This is a genomic window from Burkholderia sp. AU38729, assembly GCF_020419725.1.
Classification (GTDB): Bacteria; Pseudomonadota; Gammaproteobacteria; order Burkholderiales; family Burkholderiaceae; genus Burkholderia.
The window spans coordinates 566,172-582,453 of record NZ_JAIZQO010000002.1 but is presented as its reverse complement, the minus strand read 5'-3'; the positions used below and the strand labels follow the sequence as shown (position 1 = coordinate 582,453).

Genomic DNA, 16,282 nt, shown 5'->3' with positions numbered 1-16,282 from the left:
GCGGTTACTTGATGGACGCTTTCCGCGCGGCGCCGTGGCCGGCGGCGGGCTGCGCCGTTCGGCGCCGGGCCGCGTGCGTGCGCTTCAGCGGAAACTGCAGCAGCTGCGACGCCGGATGCGCGGCGGCGTCCCGTTGCGCGTGATAGCGCCGTCGTACGAGATAGACCGGCCGCTGCTTGGATTCGTGATAGATGCGTCCGAGGTATTCGCCGATCACGCCGATGCCGATCAGCTGGATGCCGCCGACGAACAGCATCACGGAGATCAGCGACGCGTAGCCGTGCACGGGATTGCCGAACAGCAGCGTACGCATGACAATGAACGCGCCGTAGACGAACGACAGCGCGGCGAACGCGAGGCCGATGTAGGTCCACACGCGCAGCGGCACGGTGCTGAAGCTGGTGATGCCTTCGAGCGCGAAGTTCCAGCGGCGCCAGCCGGAGAATTTGGAGCGGCCGCCGCTGCGCGGCGCGCGGGTGTATTCGATGAGCTCGATGCGATAGCCGACCCACGCGAACAGGCCTTTCATGAAGCGCCGCCGCTCGGGCAGCGCGCGCAGCGCGTCGACGACCTGGCGATCCATCAGGCGGAAATCGCCGACGTTTTCGGGCATCTCGACTTCGGAAAGGTGGTTGTGCACGCGGTAGTAGAGCGCGGCGGCCACGCGCTGCATCAGCGGGTCGCACATGCGGTCGGTGCGCTTGGCCGCGACGACCTCGGCGCCGGCGAGCCAGCGCTCGACCATCGCGGGGATCAGTGCGGGCGGATCCTGCAGGTCGGCGTCGATCAGGATCACGGCGGAGCCGGCGGCTTCGTCGATGCCGGCGGTGAGCGCGGCTTCCTTGCCGAAGCGCCGGGTGAGATCGACGATACGCACGCGCGGGTCGCCGGCGGCGACGTCGATCAGCCTGTCGAGCGTGTCGTCGCGGCTGCCGTCGTTGATGCAGACGATCTCGAAACGGACCGACTCGACCGATTCGAGGATCGGCAGCGTCGTGGCAAAGAACGCGTCGATGGCTTCGTCCTCGTCGTGGAACGGCACGACGAGCGAGACCAGTGGTTTTCTGGCATGCGCGGACATACGTCCCCCGAGAGATCCGGCCTGCGCTGCGCCGTATGGATCCGGTCGTCGCCGGCGGCAGGCCGGACGACTGGCGTTCTGAACATTGTAGGCAGGAATCGGGGATTCGTAACACGAATCGATGCCGGCGCGGCAATGCACGCGCGGACGCCGGGTCGCCTGGCCGGACGTTGAGGCTGGTGGCGTCGTGCCGCGCGAGCGCGACCCGGTGCGCGATTGCCGGGCGTAGCCACCGGCACGGGCAGAGTGCAGGGCGTGGCGCCCGGCGACCGGCTCAGGAGGCGCGAACGACCGCGGCGCGTGTGCCGCGGCGTGCAAGCCGGGCGCGCCGCAGCAGCACGAGCAACGCGATCGTCGTCACGAGCGGCCCGATCTGCGGCAGATGCAACCACGGATTCAGAAACTCGTACAACGGCAGCGCCCACAGGACGGCCAAGAGACTTTGCTCGCCGCGCAGCCAGCCGTCCTGCGAGCCGATGGCGATCATGCACGCGATCGGAATGCACAGCCAGGACAGTTCGTAGTGCCAGAGATAGGGATTCGCGGCGAGCGTCGCGATGACCAGCATGGCGCCGCGCAGCCGCGCATCCCGATGGCGGTGCCAGACGACGCACGCGGCCGCGATCGCGATCGCGGCGATGGCGGCTTGCCCGGCATAGGCGAGCGTCAGCGGCAGGCCGGCGAGACGAAACGCCGCGAACGGCGTCGGCGATGCAAACCAGAACGCAACGCCATGCTCGATGATCAGTGAACGCAGCGCGCCGGTGTTCTGCGTGAAGAGATGGAGCGATGCGATGCCGCCCGTCGCGATGCCCAGCGCGGTGAAGGCGGTCGCGAACGCCGCGGCCCACGCGAATGCGCGCCACGCGCGCGCGGCGATCAGCACGAACGGGAACAGCAACGCGAGTTGCGGCTTGACCGACAGGAGTCCGATGAAGAAGCCGGCCAGCATCGGCCGACGGTCGACGAAATGCACGGCGAGCGCCGCGCACGCCGCGGTCAGCATCGCGTTTTGCCCGTACATCGCGGTGACGAACACACCCGGGCACGCGAGCAGCGCGAGCCAGCCGACGCGTTTCGCGCCGGGCGTCGCCGCGAGCCCAGACACGCGCCAGGCTGCTACCCCGAGCAGCACGATGCCGAGCGCGACGAACAGCGGATACCCGACCGCATAGGGCAGCAGCGCGAAGGGGGCGACCACCAGCAGATACGTGGGGGGATACAGCCACGGCAGGAACGCATAGCGGGCCGCGGTCGGGAACAGGCCGACGAGCACCCGCGAGAACGCGGGGACGTCGTAGATCTGCCACGGCGAACCGTGGAGCATCAGATGGGACGCGGACCAGAACACCATGAACCCCGAGCCGGGGCGGAACACGCCCGGGTCGGTCGAGTGGGCGCCGATCCAGACCAGGATCGTCATGAACAGCACGCCGACCGTCAGCATGACCGTGCTGTACAGCGCGACGCGTCCGGGCGTCAGCCAGACGCGGACAGGACGTTCGTCGGCCTGGATCGATGAGGTGGAAATATCCATGCGGCGCTACTTGACCGACAGATTGCGCGCGACCGCCGCGCTCGCGACGGCCGGCTGCCGTCGGCGGGCCGCGGCGGCGCGCCGGACCGGAAACGGCAGCAGTTTCGCGGCGTCCGGCTGCGCGGCGTGCCGCGCCGGGTGCTGGCCCACCAGCGCGTCGGCGCGGTAGCGCCGCCGCACGAGATAGACCGGCCGCTGCTTGGACTCGTGATAGATGCGGCCGAGGTATTCGCCGATCACGCCGATGCCGATCAGCTGGATGCCGCCGACGAACAGCATCACGGAGATCAGCGACGCATAGCCGTGCACGGGATTGCCGAACAGCAGCGTACGCATGACGATGAACGCGCCGTAGACGAACGACAGCGCGGCGAACGCGAGGCCGATGTAGGTCCACACGCGCAGCGGCACGGTGCTGAAGCTGGTGATGCCTTCGAGCGCGAAGTTCCAGCGGCGCCAGCCGGAGAATTTGGAGCGGCCGCCGCTGCGCGGCGCGCGGGTGTATTCGATGAGCTCGATGCGATAGCCGACCCACGCGAACAGGCCTTTCATGAAGCGCCGCCGCTCGGGCAGCGCGCGCAGCGCGTCGACGACCTGGCGATCCATCAGCCGGAAATCGCCGACGTTTTCGGGCATCTCGACTTCGGAGAGATGGTTGTGCACGCGGTAGTAGAGCGCGGCGGCCGCGCGCTGCATCAGCGGGTCGCACCTGCGATCGGTGCGCTTCGCGGCGACGACCTCGGCGCCGGCGAGCCAGCGCTCGACCATCGCGGGGATCAGTGCGGGCGGATCCTGCAGGTCGGCGTCGATCAGGATCACGGCGGAGCCGGCGGCTTCGTCGATGCCGGCGGTGAGCGCGGCTTCCTTGCCGAAGCGCCGGGTGAGATCGACGATACGCACGCGCGGGTCGCCGGCGGCGACGTCGATCAGCCGGTCGAGCGTGTCGTCGCGGCTACCGTCGTTCACGCAAACGATTTCGAAGCGCGTGGTGTCGATGGATTCGAGAATGGGAAGGGTGGTCGCGAAGAATGCGTCGATCGCTTCCGCCTCGTCGTGGAAGGGTACGACGAGCGATACCAGTGGCTTTCGGGTGTGCCTGGACATATGTCCCCCCGTGTAATCCGGTCTGCGCCGCATGGTCTGGTCCGGTTGTCGCCGACCTTGCGGAAACGGGTCCGGATCGGCGCAATTCTTGTGCGTTTTCTGTTTGTAATGTCCTCGTCCGCTTGCCGCGAACCGCGGCGGCAAGCGGTCAGATCATTGTACGCACGAATGACGGGGCGGTGACAGCGTGCGCGGGTTTGCTCGGGGCAGGGATTTCAGCGATAGGGCCGCGCGCGGCGGCGCCATTCGCCGCGATGCGCACGCTCGTCGCGTCGACGTTCGGTAACGACGGGCCCGACCTCGACATGGCGCGCCCACGCTGATCGTAGCCACGCGCGTCATCGTTCAGGCCGATACGCTCCGGATCGCGATCGATGCGACATCGACGCGCCGCGGCAGGATCGCGTCGGCCGCCGCGCGGTCGGCGACACGCTGCAGCACGTCGATGTCCGCGCCGCTGAGGCTGCGCTGCGCGAGCGCGGCCCGTCGTGCGATGTCGGTGGCTGCGTCGGGCGGCAGGCGCGTGAGCGACGCATAGACGCTCGCATAGTCGGCCGGATGCGCGAGCGCCCACTGGCCCGCGCGGGCGAGCCGCGCCAGCACGTCGGCGAGCGCCGCGCGCTTCGCGCGATCGTCGAGCGTCTCGACCGGCGACGTCAGGAACGCCAGCCCGGAATTGATGCCGCTGCCGTCGCGGACGATGCGCGCGCCGCGCCGTACCGCATGCCCGTAGTACGGATCGAACGTCGCCCAGATGCCGATCCGCTTCGCCTCGAACGCGGCGAACGCATCGACGGGCAGCACGAAGCGCACGTCGACATCGCGCGGCGCGAGGCCGTGTTCGCGCAGCGCGCCGTACAACTGGTACTGCGAGATGCTGCCGCGCGCGGACGACACGACGACGGTTTGCCCTTTCAGGTCGGCGACGGTGCGGACCGGCGAATCGGGCTGCACGACGATGCCGAGCGACGTCGGCGAGCCGACGCGCGTCGCGACGATCCGCAACGACGGGTCGCCGAGCGCGGCGGTCAGCACGGGCAGGTCGCCGGCCGGCGCGAGATCGATCGCGCCCGCGCGCTGCGCCTCGAACAACGGCGCGGCACCCTGGAAATTGGCCCAGCGGAACCGGTACGGCGTGCCGTCGAGCACGTGCGCGGCTTCCGCGAGCGCGCGCAGGCCGCCGGCCTGGTCGCCGAGCACGAGCGTCACGCCCGACAGGTCGGCGCCGGCCGCCTGGGCGGGCCGTGCGATGGCGCCGGCGAGCGGCGCGGCGGCGAGGGCGGCAAGACGCTGCAGCACGCGGCGGCGCGGCGGGGCGGAGGCGGGATTCATCGGCGGGGTGTCCTCGGTGATCCGCGCGCAGGCGGCGCGGCTGCCGGGCAGGTTACGGAATCGGTTTCCGGCCGACAAACATCGAATCGTGCAATGCATATTCGCGCGGCGACGGCCGGCATCGTCGCCCTCGCCGCGCGGGGGCGTGAGGCGGGGCTTACGCGGCAGACGGAACCGTCCGCAGGAACGCGCGTACCGCCGGCGCCTTCTCGAAGCGCCGGTGCGCGAGCGCCAGTTCCGACGTGATCGGCTTGCCGGCGATCGGCCGGTACACGACGCCCGGCAGCGACACGCAGCCGGCGAGCGCATCGGGAATCACCGCGACCCAGCCATTCACGGACACGCACGCGAGCACCGCGAGCAGGCCGCCCGGGCGGGCGGCGATCAGCGGTGCGAAGCGGCCGCGGCGCGCGACGTCGAGCGTGCCGCGCTCCTGTTCGGGTACCGCGAAGCGCGCGTCGGCGAGGTCGGCCGCGCGAATGGCCGACATCGACGCGTAGCGCGACCCGGCCGGCACGGCCGCGACGAACACGTCGCGCTGCAGCGTGACGACCCGCAGGCCGCCGGGCAGCGGCAGTGGCGGGCGCACGTATGCGAGATCGAGCCGGCCCGTGTCGAGCTGGTTCGCGACGTCGTCCATCGGCACTTCGCGCAGGTTCAGCTCGATGCGCGGGTGCGCGTCACGAAACGCGCCGACGGTGCGCTGCAGCGTGCCCGAATAGACGGCCGACGACACGTAGCCGATCTCGATCCGGCCGAGTTCGCCGCGCTCGGCCAACGCAGCGAGTTCGCGGCCGCGCTGCAGGTGCTCGACCGCGGCGCGTGCCTCGGCGAGATAGGCCTCGCCGGCCGCGCTCAGCGTGACCGCGCGGCGCGACCTGTGAAAGAGGCGCACGCCGAGCACGCGCTCGGCCTCCTGGATCTGCCGCGTGAGCGCGGGCGGCGCCATGTCGAGCGCTTCGGCCGCGCGGGCGAAGTGCAGGTGCTGCGCGACGCTGAGGAACGCCCGCACGTGGCGGAATTCGAGCCGGTCCATGATTGCAATTTTCGTCAATAAAACAGCATCCGTGTGTCAATGACAGTCAATACCGGTCAAGCCTAGCATACGGCTCGTCGATCCTGTTCCGGAGTAACCGATGTCCCAGCCTTCCCCGGCGTCGCGCGCAGGCGCGGCTGCCGCCCCGCGCACGGGCGCCCGCCTGCCCGCCGCCGCGACGCTCGCCGTCGCGTCCGCCACCTGCTCGCTGATCGTGCTCGACACGAACGTCGTCGCCGTGTCGCTGCCGAGCATCGCGCGCGGTTTCCACGCGAGCTTCGCCGAGATCGAATGGGTCGTGAGCGCGTACATGACCGCGTTCGCCGCCTGCCTGCTGCCGGCCGGCGGGCTCGCCGACCGTTTCGGGCGCAAGCGGATGCTCTTCACGGGGCTCGCGCTGTTCTTTCTCGCGTCGCTCGGCTGCGGCGTCGCGCCAACGGCCGGCTGGCTGATCGCCGCACGGGCGGTGAAGGGCGGCGGCGCCGCGCTGCTGCTGACGGCCGCGCTCGCCGTGATCGCGAACCGCTTTCCGGACGGGCGCGAACGGGCGCGCGCGTGGGCGATCTGGGGCATGTGCATGGGGATCGCGACGGCCATCGCGCCGCTCGTCGGCGGCGCGATCACTCAGTGGATCGGCTGGCGCTGGGTGTTCCTGCTGAACCTGCCCGTCTGCCTGCTGCTGGCGGCCGGTGCGCGTGTCGCGATCGACGAGTCGCGCGATCCGCACGCGAAGCGCGTGGACGCGGCCGGCAGCCTGCTGTTCGGCGCGGCGCTCGCGTGCGCGATCGCGGCGCTGATCGGCGCGCCGTCGCACGGCTGGGTGTCGGCCGCGACGCTCGGCCGGCTCGCGCTGGCCGCCGCGCTCGTCGCGGCATTCATCGGCGCGGAGCGCTGGCAGGCACGGCCGATGATCGATCTCGCGCTGTTCCGCCAGCCGCGCTTCGTCGGCGCCGTGCTGGCGATGTTCGGCTATGCGGCGTGCGCGCAGGTGATGATGACGTTCCTGCCGCTGTATCTGCAGAACGCGTTCGGGATGTCGGCGATCGACGCGGGGCTCGGGATGCTGCCGTTTGCATTCGCGATGATCGCCGGGCCGTCGCTCGGCGCGGCGCTGGCCGCGCGCGTGTCGTCCGGCGGCGTGCTGGCGGGCGGGCTCGCGCTGATCGGCGCGGGCAACCTCGCGACCGCGGCGCTGACGGCCAGCGGCGACTACCGGCTCGTCGCGCTCGGCATGTTCGTGACGGGCTGCGGCGCGGGCATCATGAACGGCGACACGCAGAAGGCGATCATGGCGTGCGTGCCGCCGAGCCGCACCGGCATGGCATCGGGCATCAGCACGACGACGCGCTTCTCGGCGATCGTGACGGCCGTCGGCGTGCTCGGCGCGGTGCTGGCGGCGAGCACGCAAGCGCGGCTCGACCGGTTGCTGTCCGCCGCGCCCGGCCTGCGCGCGTTCGCCGATGCACAGTTCATGTCGAGCCTGCTGGCCGGCGACCTGGCGCGGGCGCTCGAGCGTGTGCCGCCGTCGGCCGCCGGTGCGCTCGCGCAGGCGGCGCCCGTCGCGTTCGCGAGCGGGTTCGCCGATGCGCTGACGGTGAGCGGCGGGCTCGCGCTGGTTGCGGCCGTCGTCGCCCGCAAGTTGCTTGCGCAACCGATGCGCGACGGTGCGTGACGCACGGCGCAGCCCGCGCCGCGTATCGGACGCGACCCGGCGGAACCATCAAGCGGGCGCGTTCCGGTTTCCCGCAGCGTGTTCAAGATGTCATCGACGAACGAGATGCTGTTGCCCGTGTTCGGGCTGATCGCGGCAGGGTTCCCGTGCCGCCGGCGCGGGGTGCTTGGGCCGGCCGCGGCTTCGGAACTCAACCGCTTGATCGGTCGTCGGGCCGTGCGGCTGGTCGACGGAGATTGAACGACGTATCGGCCGGTTGTCGCGCGTATCGATCGCGCCCGTCAATGCGGCTTCGTCGCGAGGCGATGGATGCGTGCTGCGTGGGGGACATGCCGAGGATGCGACGCATGGCAATGCGTCGCCTGCCTGCGGCGCGTGCGTCGCGCGGGTTCGGGGGTATCGGCCGAGACCGGCGTGCTATTCCGTGCGTCCACGTCCACGACTGCACCGGCGGCCACCGCGGCAACCGCCGGCTGCATCGCCTCCACATCGAGCCACGCACGCGTCGCTTCCGCGATCAGCCCGCGCAACCAGCGCACGCCCTCGACGCACTCGCCCGATTCGTTCCAGGTCATCCGGTACACGATGTCCGGCGGTTCGGCCGGCAGCGCGACGGCGGCGAGCGGCAGCAGTTTCGCATAGTGCCGCGCGAGCCGGTACGTGGTGGTCAGCAGCATGTCGGTGCGCACGAGCGCATGCGCGGCGAGTTCGAAGTGCGGCAGCGTGACGACGATCCGCCGCTGCAGGCCCACGCGTTCGAGTTGCCGGTCGATCGCGCCGGACGCCTCCAGCCACGACGGTGTCGGGCACAGCTGCGGCGCGTCGGCAAACTCGGACGCCGTCATCGTGCCGCGCCGCGCGAGCGGATGGGTCGCGCGCATCAGGCACACGACGCGATCGTCGAACAGGTCGTCCTGCCTGAACCGCGACGCGCGCGCCGGGCGATTGTCGATCACGATGTCGAGCTCGCCGTCGGCCAGTGCGCGCTCGTCGTCGAAGCCGTCGCCGAGCGGATGGAACACGAGTTGCGCGTCCGGCGCACGTTCGCGGAACAGCGCGACGAGCTTCGGCACGAACAGCACGTTCAGGTAGTCGGGGCAGCCGATCCGGTAGGTCCGCACCGACGTGCGCGCATCGAACCTCGGCTGCTGGATGCGGAGGAAGTCGATCACGCGCAGCGCGTTGCGCAGCGGTTCGATCAGCCGCGCGCCGAATTCGGTCGGCACCATCCCGTAGCGGCTGCGCACCAGCAGCGGATCGCCGAGCAGCGTGCGCAGGCGCTTGAGCGCGGCGCTGGTGGCCGGCTGCGACATGTTCAGGCGCACGGCCGCACGCGACACGGTGCGCTCGGTCAGCAGCACGAGCAGGATGCGCATCAGCCGCGCATCGAGCACGTCGAGCGCGCCCGCGGCGTCGGATTCGCCGCGGGGCAGCGCGGTCGGGTCTAGTGGGTCCCGCATGCCGATGTGCCTCCCGGCGACCCGATGCGCGAGTGCGACGCAGCAGCGGGCCGGCCGTGCGTCATTGTGCGAAGGTGCCCGGCCAGCCGACGATCCGCTTCGGGCGCGGCGGCGCGTACGTGCGGACTTTCGACGTCTTCAGCTTCAGGCGCACCAGCGACTCGGCGAGCGCCACCGCGGCCGAGACGCCGTCGACGACCGGCACGCCCGTGCATTCCTCGATCTGCCGGTCGAGGCCGGCCATCCCGCCGCAGCCGAGGCAGATCACTTCCGCGTGATCGTCCTGCACCGCGCGCTGCGCCTGACCGACGATCGACTCGATCGCGCGGGCCGGATTCTCCTCGAGCTCGAGCACCGCGAGGCCGCTTGCGCGCACCGACGCACAGCGCGCGTCGAGCCCGGCGAGCTTCAGGCGATCCTCGATCAGCGGCACCGTGCGGTCGAGCGTCGTGACGACCGAGTAGCGATGGCCGAGCAGCATCGCGACGCTGGCGGCCGCTTCGGTGATGTCGACGACGGGCACCGTCAGCAGTTCCTGCAGGCCTTCGCGGCCGTGTTCGCCGTAGCCGGCCTGGATCACCGCGTCGTACGGCTCGTCGTAGCGCATCACGCGATCCATCACGGCGATCGCCGCGAGGTAGCTCTCGAAGTTGCCTTCGATCGACTCCGCGCCGAAGCGCGGCGTCAGCCCGACGATCTCCGTGCCCGGCGACGCGGCGGCCTGCGCCTGTGCGGCGATCGCGTCGGTGATCGACTCGGTCGTGTTGACGTTGACTACCAGGATCCTCATTGCGACTCCGTATGCAGGGGTGTCAGTGTTGGGCGCAGGCGACCGCGATGGATTCGCCCGAACGCGCCTCGTAGTGCCGGTTGCGATCGGCCAGCAGCCAGTACACGCTGCCCGCGATGGCCGCGCCGAGCAGCCACGAGAACGGCGTCATCGCGCTGAAGGCCGGCACGACGGCGAGCGTGATCGAGATCAGCGCGGACGGCACCAGCGCCGCGAGCGCCTTGCGGTTCACGCCGCGCGTGTAGAAGTAGGCGCCGGTCGGCGCTTCGGTATAGAGGTCGGGCACGTTCACGCGCTGCTTGCGCACGAGCCAGTAGTCGACCGTGATGATCCCGTACAGCGGGCCGAGCAGCGCGCCGAGGCCGGACAGGAAGTAGACGATCACGATCGGGCTGTTGTACAGGTTCCACGGCAGGATCAGCACGGCGACCGTCGCGCTGATCAGGCCCGCGCGGCGGAACGACAGGCGGTGCGGCGCGAGGCTCGTCAGCACGAAGGCCGGCGCGACGAAGTTCGCCATGATGTTCACCGCGACCGTCACGATCAGGAATGCGAGGCAGCCGAGCACGAGGAACAGCTTGTTCGGCACCGTCGCGATGATTTCCGTCGGGCTGTGGATGATGTGGCCGTTCAGCTTGAACTGCGCGCCGGCGAGCACGAAGCTGATCGTCGCGAACACGAGGATGTTGACCGGCAGGCCCCAGAAGTTGCCCACGCGCACCGTCTTCGCGCTCGGCGACGAGCGCGCGAAATCGCAGAAGTTGAGCACCAGCGTGCCGTAGATCGCGAGCCACAGCGAGCCGCCCGCGAAGATCTCCGTCCACATCCTGAAGCCGGTCAGCGGCTTGCCGATCGACATCGCGAGATGGCCGCCGGTGCGGCTATACATCCATGCGGCGAGCGACAGCGTCGTGACGAGGATCACCGGGCCGGCGAGCCCCTCGTACTTGCGGACCATTTCCATCCCGTACGTGAGGATGCCGATCTGCACGAGCCAGATCGCGACGAACGTGACCCAGCCGAGCGTCGACAGTCCGAAGATCGCGTTCTGGTCGAATGCGGCGAGGCCCGGCCAGACCGCGGTGAGCAGCACGCGCAGCACGACCGACGCGAGATAGGTCTGGATTCCGAACCATGCGATCGCGATCACCGCGCGGATCATCGCGGGCAGCAGCGCGCCGTAGATGCCGAAGCTCATCCGGCTGATCACCGGGAACGGCACGCCGGTCTTCTGGCCCATGTAGCCGGTGAGGTTCATGAAAAAGTAGACGAGCACCGCGCCGATCGCGAGCGATGCGAGCATCTGCCAGCCCGACAGGCCAAGCGCGAACAGCCCGATCGCGAACGAGTAGTTCGCGATGTTGTGCACGTCGTTGGTCCACAGCGCAAAGATGCTGTAGCGGCCCCACGTCCGGCCCTCGGCCTGGGTCGGCGCGAGGTCGGCGTTGTGGAGCCGCGGGCTCAGCGCGGGGTCGCGCGCGGCCGAATCGGTTCGATGCGATGCGTCGTCCGCGCCGGGCACGATGCCCGGGCGGTGGGTGGCTTCCAGTTGCACGCCGTTGTCTCCTTCCATGTGCGGGGCGCGTGACCGGCAACGTGGGAACGCTGCGCCGGCCTGGCCGCCGTGGACGTTATGTCTCGGATTTGTTCGCGAGTATGGAAGGCCGGCAACGCGATGGGAAATTAAATATTCGGTTGGGCGTCATTTGAAAAATGAATGGAAGCGGGCGGCCGTGGCGGCGGGGTGCGGCACGCGAATTGCGCGCCTGCGGGCTCCATCCACATCGACATCAGCGGAGGTGTCATGCAGCGATATTCACTTCGACTTGTATCGCGAGCCGTCTTCGCCGGCATCCTGATTGCGGGCCTCTCGGCAGGTGCGGGCTGCCAGAAGAAGAGCGACAACGGCGGCGCAAGCTCGGAATCGAGCGCCACGGGCGGCATGTCGGCCGCACCGTCCACCGCGCCGTCGGGTATGCCGAGCAGCGGGGCGGCCGGCAGCAGCGGCGACAGCGGTGCAAGCATGCCGGGCGCGGCTTCCGCGCCGGGCGGCGCGAGCGGCGGCTGACGCGCGGCTGACGCGCGGCTCACGCGTGGGGCGGACCTCGCGCCGGCTGCGCGCGGGCGCGCCGTCCGTATGAAGGGTACCGGGCCGGCCTGGCACGTGCGCCTGGAGGCGTGCGCGTCGGGCCAAGCCCATGAAAGATTTGCAAGGACCGTTGTAGCGATTCCCGGACCGGCGGCGGCAGCCCTGATGCCGGCGCGCGCCGGCCGGACAAGGAGGTGCAATGCAGAACGCGGAATCGAACCCGACCCCGGAACAGCAGCGCGAACAGATCGAGAAGAGCCCGGTGAAGACGCCGGCGGCCGGCGACATGCCCGATGCGGCAACCCAGGCGGCGCAGGTCGCGCAGCGTCCGCTGACGCCCGAGAAGATTGCCGGGAAAATGCCGACCGGCTTGCCGCCGATCGAGCGCGGCACGCAGGCGCCCGACAGCGACGATCCCGTGCGGCGAGCGGCCGCCCGGATCCCGACGCTCGACAACGCGAACATGGCGATGACCGACAACACGGTCGACGTCGACGGCAAGGGCATGGAAGCCGCCGCGGGCGCGTCGAAGTGGCACGACAACGTGATTTATTCGAACGCGTCGCTCGACGAAGCGGTCGAGACGCCCGACGAAGGGCTCGGCGGGATCGAGAGCCGTCCGTCCGGCAACATGCCGCAGATCGCGACGCGGCCGGGCTGGCGCGTACGCCATGTCGGCGATGTCGACGTCGAGCACGGCGACGGCACGCGCGCCGAGCATGTGATCGTCCTGGAGCGGAACGACTGACCGCGTGACGGGAAGAGGCGGCGGGCGGCACGATCGCGCCGCATGCCGCCATCATGAGCGGTCCTTATTGCGGACCGAGTTCCTGCGCGGACGCATCGGCGTCGTTGCCCTGCGCGACCAGCACGTGGATGTCGTTCGGCGTCACGTCGCCGACCCCGCCCGACGGGATCGTCAGCAGCAGCCAGTCGGCGTTGTTGTTGATGGTGACCGGCGCGGTCTTGAGGATCGGCGTCTTGCTGCCGGCCGTCGTGACGATCACCTGGTAGCTGCCGCCGTTCAGGTAGATCGAATCCTGCGTCGATGCCGGCACCGCGTTCTGGTAGGCCGTACCCGCGAGCGTCGGGCTTTGCGTCGTGATGTCGGTGCCGGGCGGGACGACGTACACGTCGACATTCTGCGCGTTCGGCGACGCGTTGAAGCTGCGCACGCGCGCCTTGTCGGACAGCAGGCCCTTGGCGTACGGATCGTCGATCACGGAGATCAGCGACGTCGTGCTCGGCAGTGCGATCGTCGTGTAGTGATGGCCGTTTGCCGCGCTGAACGATTGCGCGGCGATGGTCGTCGTCGTGCCGGAGACGTCGTAGCTCGCGTTCTGCGTGCCCGAGTCGACGTCGTGATAGCGCGTCACGCCCTTGTACGCGATATTGCCCTGGTCGAGCTTCGCGTTCAGGTAGTAGTCGAGGTTGGGCCCGGCCGGCACCGCGTTGATGAAGCGCGCCTGCGGCTTCGAGATGCCGAGTTCGGTCCCGGCGTCGTCGCCGCCGCCACACGCCGCGAGCACGGAAACGACCGAGCAAAGGGCGACCAGCGTTCGTATTGATTTCATGTTGTCCTCTCGTTCAGGGAACCTGCTTGCGATGCGGGATCGCCGCGCGAAGGGTCGCGCGGTGCGCAGCGCCGGTTGAGGGAAGGATGCCGTCCGCCGGAGCGGCGGGCGCGTGCATGACGCAAGCGATGTGCCTGTGCGGTGAACGGCGTCGGGAAGGGGGCGGGAAGCGGCGGGAAGCGGCGGCGGGCGGCGCGCATGCGCCGGCGGGGCGGCGTGCGCGGGTGAGAGGGGGCGCGGGGCGAACCGCGCGCTCGGCGCGGTTGTCGGTTGCCGGTTGTAAAAATGACCGCGTCGCGCGCGCGACGCGCTGCGTCAGCGGTTCACGAGCCGGGCCGGGTAGGCGAGCGCGAGGGCGCAGCCGACCACCATGCACGCGGCGAAACCGTACAGCCCCGCGCTTTGCGAATGGAACGTGTCGCGCAGCCAGCCGATGAAGTAGGTGCTGCCGAACCCGCCGAGGTTGGCGATCGAGCACGCGAATGCGATCCCGCCGGCGGCGGCCGAGCCCTTCAGGAACGTCGACGGCAGTGCCCAGACGACCGGCATCGCGGCGGCCGCGCCCGCGTTGATCAGCGAGAACAGCAGCACCGTGCCGAACGTGCCGTGCGACGACGAGGCCGCGATCGCCAGCGCGACGGCCGACACCATGAACGGCACGACGATATGCCAGCGGCGTTCGCGCGCGCGGTCGGAACTGGCGCCGCAGTACAGCGTGGCGAGCACGGCCGCGGCATTCGGGATCACCATCAGCCAGCCGATGTGATACGCATCCTTGACGCCCGTGTCGCGCAGGATCGTCGGCAGCCAGAAGCTCACCGCATAGAGGCCGAGCAGCACGCACAGGTCGATCAGGCCGAGCGCCCATACCTTCGGATCGGAGAACGCCTTGCCGAGCGCATGGCTCTTGTTGCCGGACGGATCGGCGTCGAGGTTCGCGCGCAACGCGTGCTTCTCGTCGGCGTTCAGCCACGGTGCGGATTCGATGCTGTTCGGCAGCCAGCGCAGCACCGCGAAGCCGAGCAGCACCGACGGCAGCGCTTCGAGCAGGAACAGCCACTGCCAGCCGCCGAGCCCGTGCGTGCCGTCGAACGCGCGCATGATCCACCCGGAGATCGGGCTGCCGATCATGCTCGACAACGGCAGCCCGACCATGAACAGCGCGACGATCCGCGCGCGGCGCGCATCGGGATACCACTGCGTCAGGTACAGCAGCACGCCGGGCAGGAAGCCGGCCTCGGCCGCGCCGAGCAGGAAGCGCACGACGTAAAACTGCATCGGCGTGTGCACGAACATCGTCGCACCCGACAGCAGGCCCCACGTGATCATGATCCGCGCGATCCACAGCTTCGCGCCGACGCGTTGCAGCACCAGGTTGCTCGGGACTTCGAACAGGATGTAGCCGGCGAAGAACAGGCCGGCGCCGAGCCCGTACACCGTATCGCTGAACTTCAGCGCGTCGAGCATCTGGAGTTTCGCGAGCCCGATGTTGATGCGGTCGAGATAGGCCGCGAAGTAGCACAGGCAGAAGAGGGTAATCAGGCGCAGCGTGACCTTGCGATAGAGATTGCCGTGCAGCGCGCCGTCGGGGGAAACGGCGGCGCTCGGGTGTGCGGTAGACATGGGACTGCCCCTGTTCGAATGTGACGGATGAATGGGTGGCCGATCGACGCGAGCGGACGCTCCGCTGCGCTCTGGAGTCTGTATATCACGGCAATTAAATAGCGTACACACTAGAAAATACCGAATCGCACAGGCACGATTCCGGCCGCGACAAGGCAAGCGTTTGCGTGAGAAAAGCCGCGTGTTTGATGAGGTTTTTTGGGGAAATGAACGCGTTTTTAAAGAGGGCGCCAACGCGCAAGGTTATGCACAAAATTCGTGCGTATGCGCTTAAAAATACAGCGTGTGCACGAAAGTCTGCCGATGCACGCAAGCACGTGCTCGGCAGCGGGTTCGAACGCGCATTGCCTGCCGTCGCTGCGCCGTACTCGGCGGGCAACGCGCAGCCGTCAGGCGATCGCCAGGCACTCGGCGCGCCGGGTGCCGCGAATCCTGATGCACCGCAATGAAGCGGCCCCCGGCTGCCGGTCGTGCCAAATTGAGGGTGTACACTGCTTGTCTTTCCCTTACATGCGGCGCGGGCCTGCACTTTCATGGCGTCTTCGAAGGATTCCTACGACTTTCACGACCAGGTCGGCCATCTGCTGCGCCGCGCGTATCAGCGGCACGTGTCGATCTTCCAGGAAGCGATCCCCGATTCGGATCTCACGGCCGCGCAGTTCGTCACGCTGTGCGCGGTCAAGGAGCGCCAGGGGTGCTCGCTGAACGACATCGTCAAGGCGACCGCGATCGACCAGGCGACGATTCGCGGCGTGGTCGACCGGCTGAAGGCGCGCGCGCTGATCGAGGTGCTGCCCGATCCGAACGACGGCCGCAAGCTGATCGTGCGCGCCACCGCGAGCGGCCTCGCGCTGATCGACCGCACGGTGCCGTTCGCGCGGCAGGTGACGGAGCGCACGTATGGCGCGCTCAATCCGGGCGAGCGGGTCGCGCTGCAGTTCCTGCTGCGCAAGATGATGGAAGAAGACGGCGACGCGTGATGCG

14 protein-coding genes and 1 pseudogene are annotated in these 16,282 nt (G+C 69.4%); 4 read left to right on the top strand and 11 right to left on the bottom strand.

The window, feature by feature from the left end:
- Positions 1-4: 4 nt before the first annotated feature.
- From LGM56_RS07595 to LGM56_RS07575, 5 genes are all read right to left on the bottom strand, one after another.
- Positions 5-1,081: a glycosyltransferase family 2 protein gene (locus tag LGM56_RS07595; RefSeq protein ID WP_226203900.1), complete on the bottom strand. Its 1,077-nt coding sequence runs from the start codon at positions 1,079-1,081 to the stop codon at positions 5-7.
- A 274-nt stretch (positions 1,082-1,355) separates the two neighbouring features.
- Entirely contained in the window at positions 1,356-2,618 is a 1,263-nt protein-coding gene (locus LGM56_RS07590) for a glycosyltransferase family 87 protein (RefSeq protein ID WP_226203897.1), read from the bottom strand.
- A gap of 6 nt (positions 2,619-2,624) precedes the next feature.
- Complete coding sequence (locus LGM56_RS07585) at positions 2,625-3,722, bottom strand: glycosyltransferase family 2 protein (RefSeq protein WP_226203895.1); 1,098 nt, start codon at positions 3,720-3,722, stop codon at positions 2,625-2,627.
- 345 nt (positions 3,723-4,067) lie between these two features.
- Complete coding sequence (locus tag LGM56_RS07580; RefSeq protein WP_089427873.1) at positions 4,068-5,054, bottom strand: ABC transporter substrate-binding protein; 987 nt, start codon at positions 5,052-5,054, stop codon at positions 4,068-4,070.
- Positions 5,055-5,211: 157 nt separating this feature from the next.
- Positions 5,212-6,090 (bottom strand): LysR family transcriptional regulator, encoded by an 879-nt coding sequence (locus LGM56_RS07575; protein WP_089427872.1) that lies wholly within the window; start codon positions 6,088-6,090, stop codon positions 5,212-5,214.
- Positions 6,091-6,190: 100 nt separating this feature from the next.
- Here LGM56_RS07575 and LGM56_RS07570 point away from each other — a divergent pair, with 100 nt between their 5' ends.
- Entirely contained in the window at positions 6,191-7,762 is a 1,572-nt protein-coding gene (locus LGM56_RS07570) for an MFS transporter (RefSeq protein ID WP_226203893.1), read from the top strand.
- Between the two features lie 24 nt (positions 7,763-7,786).
- Positions 7,787-7,966 (top strand): annotated as a pseudogene (locus tag LGM56_RS07565) (AEC family transporter); the annotation flags it as partial.
- Positions 7,967-8,043: 77 nt separating this feature from the next.
- Here the strand turns inward: LGM56_RS07565 and LGM56_RS07560 are convergent.
- From LGM56_RS07560 to LGM56_RS07545, 4 genes are all read right to left on the bottom strand, one after another.
- Complete coding sequence (locus LGM56_RS07560) at positions 8,044-9,222, bottom strand: LysR family transcriptional regulator (protein WP_226203891.1); 1,179 nt, start codon at positions 9,220-9,222, stop codon at positions 8,044-8,046.
- A gap of 61 nt (positions 9,223-9,283) precedes the next feature.
- Positions 9,284-10,012 (bottom strand): aspartate/glutamate racemase family protein, encoded by a 729-nt coding sequence (locus LGM56_RS07555; RefSeq protein ID WP_226203889.1) that lies wholly within the window; start codon positions 10,010-10,012, stop codon positions 9,284-9,286.
- A gap of 22 nt (positions 10,013-10,034) precedes the next feature.
- Positions 10,035-11,585 (bottom strand): NCS1 family nucleobase:cation symporter-1, encoded by a 1,551-nt coding sequence (locus tag LGM56_RS07550; RefSeq protein ID WP_226203887.1) that lies wholly within the window; start codon positions 11,583-11,585, stop codon positions 10,035-10,037.
- 110 nt (positions 11,586-11,695) lie between these two features.
- Positions 11,696-12,037: a hypothetical protein gene (locus tag LGM56_RS07545; protein ID WP_226203885.1), complete on the bottom strand. Its 342-nt coding sequence runs from the start codon at positions 12,035-12,037 to the stop codon at positions 11,696-11,698.
- 263 nt (positions 12,038-12,300) lie between these two features.
- On the opposite strand from LGM56_RS07545, the gene LGM56_RS07540 reads away from it, so the two are divergent.
- Complete coding sequence (locus tag LGM56_RS07540; RefSeq protein WP_226203883.1) at positions 12,301-12,849, top strand: DUF3005 domain-containing protein; 549 nt, start codon at positions 12,301-12,303, stop codon at positions 12,847-12,849.
- Between the two features lie 64 nt (positions 12,850-12,913).
- Here the strand turns inward: LGM56_RS07540 and LGM56_RS07535 are convergent, their stop codons facing one another.
- Together LGM56_RS07535 and LGM56_RS07530 are read right to left on the bottom strand one after the other, a co-directional pair.
- Positions 12,914-13,675, bottom strand: coding sequence for a DUF4397 domain-containing protein (locus tag LGM56_RS07535; protein WP_206150552.1), 762 nt, complete (start codon positions 13,673-13,675; stop codon positions 12,914-12,916).
- A 315-nt stretch (positions 13,676-13,990) separates the two neighbouring features.
- On the bottom strand, positions 13,991-15,298 hold the full coding sequence (locus LGM56_RS07530; protein ID WP_226203881.1) for an MFS transporter: 1,308 nt from the start codon (positions 15,296-15,298) through the stop codon (positions 13,991-13,993).
- 533 nt (positions 15,299-15,831) lie between these two features.
- On the opposite strand from LGM56_RS07530, the gene LGM56_RS07525 reads away from it, so the two are divergent.
- Positions 15,832-16,278 (top strand): MarR family winged helix-turn-helix transcriptional regulator, encoded by a 447-nt coding sequence (locus LGM56_RS07525; RefSeq protein ID WP_089497293.1) that lies wholly within the window; start codon positions 15,832-15,834, stop codon positions 16,276-16,278.
- The last annotated feature ends 4 nt before the right edge of the window (positions 16,279-16,282 follow it).